Genomic DNA, 12,749 nt, shown 5'->3' with positions numbered 1-12,749 from the left:
CTCGCGTCGCGCATCAAGCGCCCACACTTATCGGCTGTTAATTTTTAAAGATCGGTTACGCATTCACTACCGGACCGGCACCGCGCGTCGTCAACCTCACAACCACCCGGCACCGCTTCGTTCTGCGTCGCTGCATCAGCAGCAGAGAAACGAGATTATGAAGAACTTTCGCTACGTCGTCAACAGGTTTTTTCCAGCTTCCTGAACCTGCCCACTTCGCTGAAAGCCTTGCCACTGCTGGCTCTCCCGCCTCCCGTGCCCCGTTGTCCGGAGCACGAAAGAGCGAGATTCTAGCGAGCCCAACTCCGCCTTGCAAGCATTATTTTGATAGGCATGAATTGCGCCAGAAACGGCGCCAGGCCGACGACAAAATCGGCAGACCAGCAAGCGCGAGAAGCACCGAAAACCGCGCAACATTGAACAGCTCTCAAACAGCCGCGTGCTTAAGCATCACCCGTTCGACAACACCTAAATAGTGATCAAGATCCGGCGTCGCGCGATTCTCATCCTTGGCGAGATCGTCCCACCTGCGCAGGCGCAATGCGTCTTCCGCATAGGGCTTTTGCAGGAACGCTTCAGCCTCCTCCTTGCTGAAAATGCCGCCCTGCAACTCCAGACTCCGCACCGAATCGGCGGAAAGCTGGCCGAAATACGTGTCGTCAATGGCGCATAGGCAGCGCTTGGCGTCGACGTGCAAACGAATCGGCTCCAACACCGCATTCGACAGCACCGGCCGCAGAAACGGCAGCGCGAAATACTGATGCAGATCGTCGATGCCCCGCTCCGTCGGCGTCTCGCCTTGCAGATTGAGCAAGTGGCCGAGGTCATGCAGAAACGCCGCGGCAACCAGTTCCTCATCGGCACCAGCCTCTTCCGCCAATAAGCCGCTCTGCAACGCATGTTCAAGCTGCGTCACCGGCTCGCCGCTATAAGCCAGCTTGCCGTATTGCTCGAACAGCGAACGGATGTCCTTCACATTCAATGCCACGCTATTACTCCCACGGTAATGAAAAGGTCTTCAGATTGGTGAAGCTCTTCATGGCTTCCTGAACGCCTTCCTTATAGCCAAGCCCGGAGTCCTTGATGCCGCCGAACGGCGTCAACTCGATCCGGTAGCCCGGCACTTCCCACACGTTGACCGTGCCCACGCGCAATTCATTGATGAAGCGCGTGATCGCATCCTGCCGGTTCGTGCAGACGCCCGACGACAACCCGAACGGCGTGCCGTTGCTGATACGGATGGCGTCGTCGAGCGTGTCGAAGGTGATGATCGGCGACACCGGCCCGAAGGTTTCCTCGCGCACCAGCGTCATCGACGGATCGACGCCGTCCAGCACCGTCGGCGCATACAGTGCGCCCTTGCGCTGATTGCCCACAAGCAGACGCGCCCCGCTCGCCACCGCCTCATTCACGCGCGCCTCGAAAAGCTGCGCCGCGGCGACGTCGATCACGGTGCCCATCTGATTCGATGCATCGAACGGATCGCCGAAAGACCAGGCCCGCGTCTTCTCGACCACCAGATCGGTGAAATCCGCGGCCACGCTCTTTTGCACGAGCATCCGCTTGACCGCGGTGCAGCGCTGCCCGGAGTTCTTATACGAGCCCTGTACGGCAAGCGTCGCCGCGCGGTCCAGATCGGCGTCGTCGAGCACGATCAGCGGATCGTTGCCGCCCAGTTCCAGCACCACGCGCCGGTACGCCGCCTTGCCCGCGATGTATTTGCCGATCGCCACGCCGCCCGTGAACGTGACGAGTTCCGCCAACGGATGCGTGATCAGCTCATCGGCGATTTCGCGCGGATCGCCGGTCAGCACCTGCAACATCGGCGCGGGCAAGCCGGCTTCGTACAGAACGTCGGCGAGATACAGCGCCGACAGCGGCACCTTCTCCGACGGCTTCAGCACCACCCGATTGTTCGTCGCAATGGCCGGCGCGATCTTGTGCGCGACCTGGTTCATCGGATGGTTGAACGGCGTAATCGCGACGATCACGCCCGCCAGCGGCTCGCGCTGCGAGAACACGCGCCGCTTCTTGCCGTGCGGCGTCAGATCGCAGGAGAAGCTCTGCCCGTCGTCACGCAACGCTTCGATCGACGCAAACTTGAACACATCGGCCACGCGGCCGATCTCATAGCGCGAGTCCTGCTTCGACAAACCCGACTCGAGCGAAATCAGGTCCGACGCCTCTTCGGTCCGCTCGCGCATGAGCGCCGCCGCGCGCTCGAGAATCTGCGAGCGTTCGTAACGGGTGAGCGGCGCCTGATAGGCCGCCGCGTATTCGAACGCAGCGCGCACGTCATCGACGCTCGCCAGCGGGACCGTGCCCACGCGCGTTCCCGTATAAGGATCGAACACATCGAGCGTGCGCGAGCGCGTCACGCGCTCGCCTTTGAGCCGCAGCGCTTCCGCCCGGAAAGCCGGATGGTCCCGCAGCACGGCGTTCATGATGACGACACGCGATTCAAGGCGATGTCGAAGATATCGAAGTTGCGCAGCCTCTTGCCACCATCGCCGCCGCTGGACGGCAATGCTTCGACACGCCGGTTGAACAGCAGCGGCACTTCCTGTTCGGAAATCCCGCCGTGCGAGCGCAACGGCACGGTCAGCCCGGACAGATCATGTTCAGCGCGCCGCGTGCCGAGCACGACATGCTTCGTGCTGACCACGACGATATCGCCGACGCGGTCGTTCGGCAACTCGAAGCGCTCGCACGCCGCCTGGTTGTCGAGCACGGTATCGATCCCCTGCAAGCCGCCGATCCGCTCGATCACCTGCGCGACGCTGACATCGCGCGGCAGATAGATGGTTGCGAACGAGCCGAGCGCGCCGTGGTGCACCACATACGGATCCGTGATCGGCAGAATGACGCGCGCACGGCCGGCGCCGAGCCAGTCGTCGAGCACATCCTGCAGATAGATCACGTTCGGCTCGCCGGTCTGCGGATCGTGCTTGGCGTTCATGCCGTGGTCGGCGGTCAGGCCGATCACCCAGCCGAGCGCGTCGAGCTTCGCGAGGTAGCCGTCCATCATTGCGTAGAACGCGTTCGCGCCCTCGGTACCCGGCGCCCATTTGTGCTGGATGTAGTCGGTCGTCGACAGATACATGAGGTCGAGTTGACGCGTTTGCGCGAGCCGCACGCCCGCGGCGAACACGAATTCGGACAGCCCGGCGCTATACACATCGGGCACCGGCAAGCCGACCAGATCGAGTACTTCGCCGATACCGTTTTCCTCGAGCGTCACCTTGTCGGCTTTTTCCGCCGAAAAACAGATGCCTTTCAATTGCCAGCCGAGCAGCCGGCGCAACTTGTCTTTCGCGGTGACCACGGCGACCGCCGCGCCGGCTTCGGCAGCAGCGGCGAGCAAGGTGCCCGCGCGCAGATACGCGGGGTCGTTCATCATCACTTCCGCGCCCTCGCCGCCGTTCGCGTCCGGATCCCAGAAGTAATTGCCGCAGATGCCGTGCACCGAAGGCGGCACGCCGCACACGATCGACAAATTGTTCGGGTTGGTGAACGACGGGATCACGCAGTCACCCTTGAAGGCGCCACCGCCCTTGAGCATCTTGCCGATGAACGGCGCCACGCCCGCCGCGACCGCGGCTTCCAGATAATCGAATTCGCAGCCGTCGACGCACACCACCACCGTCGGTTGCGAGGGTAGCCGGTGGCTGCGACCGTTGACTTCGATCGTGCGTTCGCTGGTACTCGTGTCTGTATTCGCCATCGTTCCCTTCCATGCGTGCCGGGCACGCGCGTTGTAGTCAGTTCGTTGCAACCATCTCAATCGTTCGACGCCGTCGGCATGCGCACCACGCTCAACGGCCCCGCCGGTTCGCACGCCGCGTGAGCGCGCTGCATGCCGCCGTTCACGTGTGCATGCATCAGCGCCGCGGCATGCTCGGCGTCGCGCGAGGCCACCGCCGTCAGGATCGCGCGATGTTCGGCCAGCGAGCGCTCCATCGCATCGGCATGCACCACCAGCGCGGCACGTCGAAACAGGCTCAATTCGCACACCAGTCTGCGGTACGTCTCATACAGCTTCGAATTGCCCGATGCCGCCACCAGCGCGTCGTGAAACGCCACATTCGCGCGCGCATAGCCATCGTGATCCTGGGCGTCGAGCGCCGCGCGCATCGCGTCGAGCCAGTCGCGCAACCCCGCCAGCTTGCGGGCATCGATACTGACCGCCAGCATCCGGCACGCCGCCTCTTCGAGCACCGCGCGCACCGCGTAAATCTCATCCGCTTCCGCCAGCGACACCGTCCGCACGAACACGCCGCGGTTCTTCTCGGTCCGCACCAGGCCGGCCTGCTCCAGCGCGCGAAACGCCTCGCGCACCGGCCCGCGCGACACCTGCAGGCGCGTCGCCCAGTCGGCTTCGTTGAGCTTGTCGCCGGGCGCGAGCGCCCCCTCGATGATGTGCCGTTCGATTTCGTCGCGAACCAGCGTCGTCAGCGAATGCCTGCGCACAACCTCAATCGGATCGACAGAAGCAGTTTGCATATATTCGGTCATTTTGACAAATTTTGCCACATCGATATGTGCAGGCGCGCCGCCACGGCATGCCGCACACGCATCAGAAGTTGCTCGTCAGTCCGTCCGGCGGCGCGGGACGCGCGCCGCGATCAGCAGCAGCGCAGCAAGCGAGACCAGCAGAAGAATCAGCGACAGCGCGGAGGCCGGCAGGTAATAGCCGCGCTCCACCTGACCGACGACCACGATCGGCACCGTCGCGAATCCCGGTGGATACACGGTCAGCGTGGCGCCGAGTTCGCCGAGCGAGAGCGCGAAGCCCAGCGCGAGACTCGCGCGGATCGCCGGCACCAGTTGGGGCAGCACGACACGGCGCAACACCATCGAAGGCGGCGCACCGAGACTCGCCGCCGCTTCGCGCAGAATCGTCAGCTCCGGGCGCAACGCGGCGGCCGCGCAGCGGTAGCAGAACGGCAGCACTAGCGCCAGTTGCACGAACACGACGATCGCTGCGGAACTCGACAGATCGAACGGCCGCTTGTGATACGCGATCAGCACCGCGAGCCCGAGCACCACGCTCGGCACGCCGTTGGGCATCATCGCGATGGTGTCGACGATGGCGCCGAGCCCGCGGCGGTCGCGCCCTTCGAGCGCCAGCGCGAGCCACAGGCCGAGGATCGTGCCGAGCACCGCGACGCCCATGCCGATTTCGAGGCTCGTGGTGATGGCATCGAAGTCGCTCGAACCGAGACGCTCGAACCAGCGCGTGCTGAAGCCGTCGGGCAGGATCGTGCCGGACCAGTGCGCGGCCACGCTCGACAGTGCGACGACCACCACCGGCAACACGAACAGCCAGAAACACAGCAAGGCGGAAAAACCGAGAAACGCGCCGCCGAGCATGCGCACCACCAGACTGCGGCGCACCGGCCGCGCTTTCTTGTGCATGACCGGCAAAACGGTCGGGTCGAGTTCAACGGCCATGGCCCGCTCCTTTCACCTTGCGACGGTTGACCTGGCGGTACAACGCGTACAGCGACAAAGACATGATCAGCATCACGACCGCGCCGGCGGCGGCAGTCGGCAGATCGAGATCGACGGTGGCGGAACTGTAGATCGCCACCGGCAGCGTGATCAGATGCGCGCTGCCGAGCACGAGCAGAATGCCAAACTCGTTGAGCGTCAGCAGAAAGCACAGGATCGTGCCCGCGGCGATGCCCGGCCACGCGAGCGGCAGGATCACCTTGAACGCGACCATCCAGCCGCTCGCGCCGAGACTGCGGGCGGCTTCGATCAGACGCATGTCGAGCGTGGCAAACGAAGCCAGCGTGGGACGCACGACGAACGGCGCGTAGAACACCACTTCCGCGAGAATCACACCGCCCACGCCGAACAGGAAATCGAGCGGCGGGTTCTGCAGATGAAAGAGCCGCTGCAAGCCGATGCTGACCGAGCCTTGCGAGCCGTACAGAAAGATCAGCGTGAAGGCGACCAGAAACGACGGGAACGCGACGAACAGTTCGAGAAACCGCGTGATCATCCGCGCGCCGGGAAACGGCTTGAAGAACAGGATCGACGCCAGCGCGACGCCGAGCAGCGACGCGAGACCGGCGCTGGCAAACAGGATCCACAGCGTCGTGCCGATCACGCCGCTCGTTTCCGGATTGCCGAAGAACGCAGAGTACGCATGCAGGCTCAAGCCGTGCGGTCCGGTCAGACTCAGCAGCACGAGGCGCACGAGCGGATAGATGACCAGCGGCCCGAGCACCACCACGGCGATGAACAGCAGATGCCATTGCGCGGCGCGTTCGCGGCGCTTCACCGCGGCCGCATGCGAGGCGGCACTGGCGCTGCGGCGGGCGTCGGCAGCGGCGGCCGAACCGAGCGGATTGGGCGTATCAGGGGTTGATAAGGACGACATCGTCAGCCTCGTAACGCAGGGAAATACGCGCGCCTTTCTCCGGCATCATGCCGTGGCCGCGCTGCATGGTGACGAGCACCGGCTCGTTGGGCATCGCGTCCAATACGACGGACACCGACAACACCGCGCCATACCATTCGACCGAAGCGATCGCGCCGTGCAACTGCCCTTCGCCGAGCGGCACGATCCGCAATGCCTCCGGACGCAGACAGGCCACGCGATCGCGCTCGTTGTGGCGTGCGTCGCCCATACTGAAGGCGACCTGCGGCGGCAGCAGATTGGCCGCGCCCAGATAACGCGCGACAAAGCCGTCGGCCGGCGTGTCGTACAACTGTTGCGGCGTGCCGAGTTGCGCGATGCGGCCTTCGCGCATCAGCAGCGTGCGGTCGGACAGCACCAGCGCGTCGTCCTGATCGTGCGTCACGCAGACGATCGTCAGATTCGGCAGGCGCTCATGCAGCGACTTGAGTTCGGAACGCACCGACGCGCGCAGATTGGCGTCGAGTGCGGAAAGCGGTTCGTCGAGCAGCAGCACATCGGGCTCGATCACGAGCGCGCGCGCAAGCGCCACGCGCTGCTGCATGCCGCCCGACAATTGCGCGGGCATCACGTGGCCGGCGTCGCCGAGTTGCACCAGCTTCAACGCGTCGGCGACGCGTCGCGCGACATCTTTGGACGGCGTGCGGCGCGCGCGCAACCCGAAGGCCACGTTCTCGAACACCGACAGATGGGGAAACAGCGCATAGCTCTGGAACAGCAGACCGAGATTGCGCTTGTGCGGCGGCACGTGCGTGAGATCGTGACCGGCCACGGTCAACGTGCCGGCCAGTCCGTCCGCTTCGATAAACCCGGCGATGAAACGCAACAACGTCGTCTTGCCGCAGCCGCTGCGGCCGAGCACGGTGAGCAATTCGCCGCGCTGGATGGTCAACGACAGATCGTCGAGCACCGTGCGCGAACCGAAGCGCACCGTCAGATGATCGATCTGCACGCCGCCCGGCGTAGTCGAATGCGCGGCATCGAGCGCGTCCGGTGAGGCGCCGAGCGCGCCTGGTTGAGCAAGACTGGCGGTATTCACCGGGTTCATCCTCCAACGGAATTAATGCTGACGCAGCGCCTTGGGGAGTCCCGCAGGCGCCGCCTGATTCTGCAACATCACCCGGCTATATGACTGAGTGACGTCGATGATGCTACGAACGACGGCTTACTTCGGCTTGACCACTTCGAGCTGCTTGCCCGACGAACCGATCACGTCGTTCTTCCAGCGCGCCGTCCAGTCGGCTTTCTTCGCCATCACCTGATTCCAGTCCACCGGAATCAGCTTCACGCCCGCGATAGCCTGCTTGACCGCTTCGCCGTTCTTGCCGGTGAGCGGCACGTCGGTGCGGCCCGGAATACCGAAGATGTCCGGCACCTTCGCCTGCACTTCCTTCGACATCAGGTAGTCGATCAGCTTCTTGCCTTCAGCCTGGTTCGGGCCATTCTTGATCAGGCCGATCGCGTACGGCAGCTGGAACGTGGTCGGCTGGCCGCCTTCGTGTGCGAGGAAAATCGGCTTGAGCGACAGGCCGCCGTTGGCCGCGTCGTCCAGGTCCATTTGCAGGTCGCCGTTGGCGACCGCGATTTCGTTGCGCGAGAGCAGCACGTCGAGGTAGCCCGTACCCTTGGTGTGGAACTTGGCGCTGTTTTCGAGCTTCTTCAGATAGTCGAACGCCTTGTCTTCACCCATCAGCGACGAGGTCAGGATGATCACGGCCATGCCGTCGCCCGCCGTGGCCGGGTTCGAGTAGGCGACCTTGCCGCTGAAGTCCGGGTGCAGCAGGTCGGCGAAGGTCTTCGGCTGGGTCTTGGTGACTTCCGGGTTGATCGCGAACGAGAAGTAGTTGTTCACGAAGGTCGCCCACGCGCCATTCGACGCCTTGGCGATCGCCGGCACGTTCTTGTAGTTGGCGCTCTGATAAGCCTGCAGCAGGCCGCTCTGGTCGGCTTGCTGGATGAACGGCGGCAGCGTGACGAGCACGTCGGCCTTAGGCTGATCCTTTTCGATGGTGGCGCGGTTCACCACTTCGCCGCTACCCGCCGTGACGATGTTGACCTTCACGCCTTCCTTCTTTTCGAAGGCCGGCAGCACATCCTTATAGAGGTTCTCGAGGCCGTCGGCGGTGTACAGCACCACTGCGTCGGCCGCGTGCGCCTGCATGGCCGTGCCGCCGAATGCCGCCGCGGCGACCAGCGCCGGCAGCAGTTTGCGTACGAGGCCGGCCGTGGCGTGAAGGGAATTCGTCTTTGTCATGTCGCTTTCTCCGAAAGGCAAAAAACCAGACGGTCGGGAGATCCCGATACCTGTTGTGATTGAACGGCGGTAGCGCCGCGCCGCTTGCGTGTTGCCCGCATCAAGCTGTCGTGCAGCTTCATGCGGATTGCAGATTGCCAACAACTTTGCTGCCCTCTTGTCGCCTCTTTCCAGCCTGACTCACAGCCCAGCTACGACACCCGCGCTGCCGACCATGCCTGAATGGGCACGGCAAGGATCACAGGTTTCCATGACAACGCCATGACGATTCTGCAGAGTTCCAAAAAATGACACAATTCGCCAATAATATCCAAATCAATCTTTTCGTCGCCCGGCCTGGGCGGCGTTCGTTCAGATGATGACGGAGGCTGGTGTGACCCCTGGTGTGATCCCTGATGTGATCCCTGATGTGATCCTTGGAAACGACCCAATCCTGTTGACCCCGGGGCCGCTCACCACCTCCCCCCGGACGCGCGAAGCGATGCTGCGCGACTGGGGTTCGTGGGACGCCGCGTTCAACCGCATGACCCACGGCGTGTGCGCCGACCTCCTGAAGATCGTACATGGTGAGAATGACTATGTATGCGTACCGCTTCAAGGCAGTGGCACGTTCGCGGTCGAAGCGGCCCTCGGCACGCTGGTGCCGCGCCAGGGCTGTGTGCTGGTTCCGAACAACGGCGCGTATTGTGCCCGGCTGATCAAAATATTGCAGCGAATGGGCATCGCTTACATCGAATTGGCGTTGCGCGAGGACGAGCCGGTCGGCGCCGCCGCCATCGAAGACGCCTTCAATCTCGATTCGCGCATCAGCCACGTCGCGCAAGTGCATCTGGAAACGAGCGCCGGCCTGCTCAATCCGCTCGACGATATCGCCGCGGTATGTCAGCGGCACGGCAAGAGCCTGATCGTCGACGCCATGAGTTCGTTCGGCGCGTTGCCGATCGACCTGCGCCGCGGCGGCATCGACGCGCTGATCTCGGCGAGCGGCAAGTGCCTCGAAGGCGTGCCCGGCATGGGTTTCGTGATTGTGCGGCGCAGCGTGCTGGAGGATAGCGAAGGCCGTTCGCCCTCGCTCGCGCTGGATCTGCACGATCAATACGTCTATATGCAGAAGACGACGCAGTGGCGCTTCACGCCGCCGACCCATGTGGTGGCCGCATTGCGCGAGGCACTCGACCAGTTCAACGCCGAAGGCGGGCAGCCCGCGCGCGGCGCGCGTTATACGCGCAACTGCGCGGCATTGGTCAGCGGAATGAAAGCGCTTGGCTTCGAGCCGTTTCTGAAGCCCGAGGTGCAGGCACCGGTGATCGTCACCTTCCACGCGCCGCGCGATCCGGCGTGGCAATTCGCGGCGTTCTATGCCGCCGTGCGCGAAGCCGGCTACGTGCTGTATCCGGGCAAGCTGACGCAAGTGGAAACGTTTCGCGTGGGTTGCATCGGCGCGATCGATGCGAACGAACTTCACAACGCAGTGGCCGCGATCGGACGCACGCTCGAGCGGCTGGGCATCCGGGTGAAATAGTTCGGCAAGCCGGGGCGCGCTCAGGCGATCAGGATTTCCGGACCGTGCGCCGTGATCGCCTTGCCGAGCGCGCGCTCGGGAGCCAGCTCGGTCACCAGATAACGCGCCGACTCGATCCCGTTGATGCGCACCGGCGTCACGCGGCCGAACTTCGAATGATCGGCGACCACCACCACCATGTCCGCCGCGGCGATCATGCGGCTGCGCACCTCGGCGGCCATGCGGCTGTAGTCGGTCAGATAGCCGTCCGGCGAAATCCCACCCGCGCCGATGAAGGCGAAGTCCGCGTGGTACTGCGTCAGCTGATGGACGGTATCGAGCCCGAAGGTGGCGTCTTCGATGTCGGACAGCTCGCCGCCCAGCAGCGTGATGCGGTTGTCGTTGCGGCGGCCGAGCAGCAGCGCGATCCGCCAGTCGTTCGTGTACACCGACAGACGATGCCGGTCGAGCAAGGCCCGCGCCACCGCTTGCGTGGTGCTGCCCGAGTCGATGATCAGAGACGCGCCGTCCGGCACGAACTCGGCCGCGCGCTCGCCGATGGCGCGCTTCGCGCCGGCATTCGCGGCTTCGCGGGTATCGAGGTCGGGCTCGCGCCGGTCGCTCGACAGCGCGCCGCCGTGAGTCGTGACCAGCAGGCCGCGCCCGGCCAGCGCGTTCAGGTCACGCCGAATGGTCTCGCGCGACACGTTCAGTTCGCGCACCAGCTCCGCGACCGAGAGCGCGCCGGTTTTGGCGACTTGCGCCAGGATGTATTGGTGACGTTGTTCTGCGAGCATCGATGAAAGGCCGGAAGCCGGCACGCTTGGGTTTCGCCACGGTTGGAGAAGGCCGGCGTATTGTATTACGCATGGCGCGGCGATGCTCCTCCTGGCGCGCTTACCTGCTAATCTGAACGCCCTGGCCGTGCGCGAAAGTCCTCCGATAGTTGTGGACGTCGCATGGCCCGTCAACCGAACTGCCGATGCCGCCACTGTTTCGCCGTCTACTGTTGCTGTTCCACGCGCTGCGCTACGGCGCGCGCCTGATCTGGCTTGCCGCGCCCGCAGACCACAAACTGCACTGGATGATCGAGATGGTCGGTCGTTTGCATACGGCCGAACGTAGCGGCAAGAGCCTGAGCGGCGTGCTGCCGGCGCTCGGGCCACTCGCGGGCCGATTCGCGGAAACGCTCGTCGAACGGCCCGAACTTGCGACCGGCACCTTGCACGACGCCATCGACGCGATCGATCACATGGAAGCCCCGCTGCCGCCGCACGAGTCCGAACAGGCACTCGCGCGCGCTTTCGGCAAGCCGCTCGCCACGCTCTTCAGCGCCGTGGATCTGGTGCCGGTGCGCGGCGGCTTCGCCGAACAGACGCATTTGGCACGGCTGCTCGCGCCGGTGAACGGCCATTACGAGGTAGCGATCAAGCTGGTGCGCGCCGACCAGCTGCAACAGATTGGCGACGAACTCGCGCTGCTGCGCTGGGTCGCGCGCTGGCTGGAGAAGTTTTCCGGTACCGCGCGCCGCCTGCAACTGCGCGCGCTGGCGCAAACCTTCACCGACGACATCCTGCGCCGCTTCGACCTGCGCGCCGAAGCCGCCAATCTCAGCCAGACCGGCCATCATTTCGACGGCGACAAGCGCATCGTCGTGCCGGACGTGATCTGGGACCTGTGCAACCCCTACACGCTGACGATGCAGCGCGTCAGCACCTTGCCGGCGAGCGACTTGCCAGGCCTCCACGCGCATCACATCAAGCTCGCGCCGCTTGCCGCGCATATCGTCGAAGTCGTCACCGAGCAGGCGTTCGAGCACGGCTTCTTTCACGCCACTCTCGACGCCCGGCGCGTGCGCGTGAGTATCGAACCGGACACGCTGGGGCGCCTCGTGCTGGCGGAATTCTCGATCATGTCGAGTCTCTCGACCGACGAGCGCGAGTTCTTCGTGCACGGCGCGACCGCGCTGTTCGACCAGGACTACGGGCGGCTCGCCGAAATGCATCGCGATGCCGGGCACGTGCCGCACGACACGCGCGCCGAGGTGCTCGAAGCCGAACTGCGCACGCGCGCCGAAGCGCATTTCGCGGCCGAGCCGGAAGACCGTTCGGCGGGCTCGCTGCTTCATCATCTGCTGCACGCGGTGCATCCGTTCGAGGGCGCGGTGCCCGGACGGCTCGCGACCGCGCAGCGCTCGTTCCATCAAGCCGAAATGCTGGCGCGCGCGCTGCATCCGGGCGTCGACACATGGAGTATCACCCGCGGCGTGCTGGCGGATATCGCGCGGCGCGACATCGATCACCGCGGCTGGATCAAACGGATCGGGCGCGAACTGCCGCATCTCGCGCATATGCTGCCGCGTGTGCCGCAACTGGCGGTTCGCTATCTGCAACACGAGCATGATCGCGCGCGCACGCCGCAGCAGAATGCGCAACTGATGGCGGAGATTGGCCGCGAATACCGGCGCACGCGTGTGCTGCTGTGGGCGTGTGCGGTGTGTGGCGGCGTGCTCGGCGCAGGAACGGTGCTGCTGATGTGGTGATGGCGTCGGCGCGCCGTGCAAA

Annotated in this window: 12 protein-coding genes; 3 read left to right on the top strand and 9 right to left on the bottom strand. The window is 64.5% G+C overall.

Annotated elements, in window-relative coordinates:
- Positions 1-205: hypothetical protein (locus ACQKRQ_RS31665; RefSeq protein WP_427481396.1), on the top strand; the 205-nt coding region annotated here is incomplete at its 5' end.
- Positions 206-427: 222 nt separating this feature from the next.
- Here the strand turns inward: ACQKRQ_RS31665 and ACQKRQ_RS31660 are convergent.
- The 8 genes from ACQKRQ_RS31660 to phnS form a co-directional block, all read right to left on the bottom strand.
- Positions 428-988 (bottom strand): phosphonate degradation HD-domain oxygenase, encoded by a 561-nt coding sequence (locus tag ACQKRQ_RS31660; protein WP_427481395.1) that lies wholly within the window; start codon positions 986-988, stop codon positions 428-430.
- 4 nt (positions 989-992) lie between these two features.
- Positions 993-2,444 carry a phosphonoacetaldehyde dehydrogenase gene (phnY, locus tag ACQKRQ_RS31655; protein WP_427481394.1) on the bottom strand — a complete coding sequence of 484 codons (1,452 nt, stop codon included), beginning with the start codon at positions 2,442-2,444 and terminating at the stop codon, positions 993-995.
- Positions 2,441-3,724, bottom strand: coding sequence for a phosphonoacetate hydrolase (gene phnA / locus ACQKRQ_RS31650; protein WP_427481393.1), 1,284 nt, complete (start codon positions 3,722-3,724; stop codon positions 2,441-2,443). The genes phnY and phnA overlap by 4 nt, the downstream gene beginning before the upstream one ends.
- A 56-nt stretch (positions 3,725-3,780) precedes the next feature.
- Positions 3,781-4,515, bottom strand: coding sequence for a phosphonate utilization associated transcriptional regulator (locus ACQKRQ_RS31645; RefSeq protein ID WP_132382713.1), 735 nt, complete (start codon positions 4,513-4,515; stop codon positions 3,781-3,783).
- Between the two features lie 75 nt (positions 4,516-4,590).
- A complete protein-coding gene (gene phnV / locus ACQKRQ_RS31640; protein WP_427481392.1) occupies positions 4,591-5,454 on the bottom strand; it encodes a 2-aminoethylphosphonate ABC transport system, membrane component PhnV in 864 nt (287 codons plus the stop codon).
- The gene (locus ACQKRQ_RS31635) at positions 5,444-6,391 is read right to left on the bottom strand and encodes a 2-aminoethylphosphonate ABC transporter permease subunit (protein ID WP_132382709.1); all 948 of its coding nucleotides are present in this window, start codon (positions 6,389-6,391) and stop codon (positions 5,444-5,446) included. Before ACQKRQ_RS31635 ends, phnV begins: the two co-directional genes overlap by 11 nt.
- On the bottom strand, positions 6,369-7,469 hold the full coding sequence (gene phnT, locus ACQKRQ_RS31630) for a 2-aminoethylphosphonate ABC transport system ATP-binding subunit PhnT (RefSeq protein WP_132382707.1): 1,101 nt from the start codon (positions 7,467-7,469) through the stop codon (positions 6,369-6,371). The genes ACQKRQ_RS31635 and phnT overlap by 23 nt, the downstream gene beginning before the upstream one ends.
- Before the next feature lie 126 nt (positions 7,470-7,595).
- Positions 7,596-8,684 carry a 2-aminoethylphosphonate ABC transporter substrate-binding protein gene (phnS, locus tag ACQKRQ_RS31625; protein ID WP_132382705.1) on the bottom strand — a complete coding sequence of 363 codons (1,089 nt, stop codon included), beginning with the start codon at positions 8,682-8,684 and terminating at the stop codon, positions 7,596-7,598.
- Positions 8,685-9,039: 355 nt separating this feature from the next.
- On the opposite strand from phnS, the gene ACQKRQ_RS31620 reads away from it, so the two are divergent.
- Positions 9,040-10,206: a 2-aminoethylphosphonate--pyruvate transaminase gene (locus ACQKRQ_RS31620; RefSeq protein ID WP_427481391.1), complete on the top strand. Its 1,167-nt coding sequence runs from the start codon at positions 9,040-9,042 to the stop codon at positions 10,204-10,206.
- Positions 10,207-10,226: 20 nt separating this feature from the next.
- On the opposite strand, the gene ACQKRQ_RS31615 is transcribed toward ACQKRQ_RS31620, so the two are convergent.
- Positions 10,227-10,982, bottom strand: coding sequence for a DeoR/GlpR family DNA-binding transcription regulator (locus tag ACQKRQ_RS31615; RefSeq protein ID WP_132382701.1), 756 nt, complete (start codon positions 10,980-10,982; stop codon positions 10,227-10,229).
- Between the two features lie 185 nt (positions 10,983-11,167).
- On the opposite strand from ACQKRQ_RS31615, the gene ACQKRQ_RS31610 reads away from it, so the two are divergent.
- On the top strand, positions 11,168-12,727 hold the full coding sequence (locus tag ACQKRQ_RS31610) for an ABC1 kinase family protein (RefSeq protein WP_427481390.1): 1,560 nt from the start codon (positions 11,168-11,170) through the stop codon (positions 12,725-12,727).
- The last annotated feature ends 22 nt before the right edge of the window (positions 12,728-12,749 follow it).

This window comes from Paraburkholderia sp. NPDC080076, from assembly GCF_050281145.1.
Classification (GTDB): domain Bacteria; phylum Pseudomonadota; class Gammaproteobacteria; order Burkholderiales; family Burkholderiaceae; genus Paraburkholderia.
This window is presented reverse-complemented; position numbering and strand designations above follow the sequence as displayed.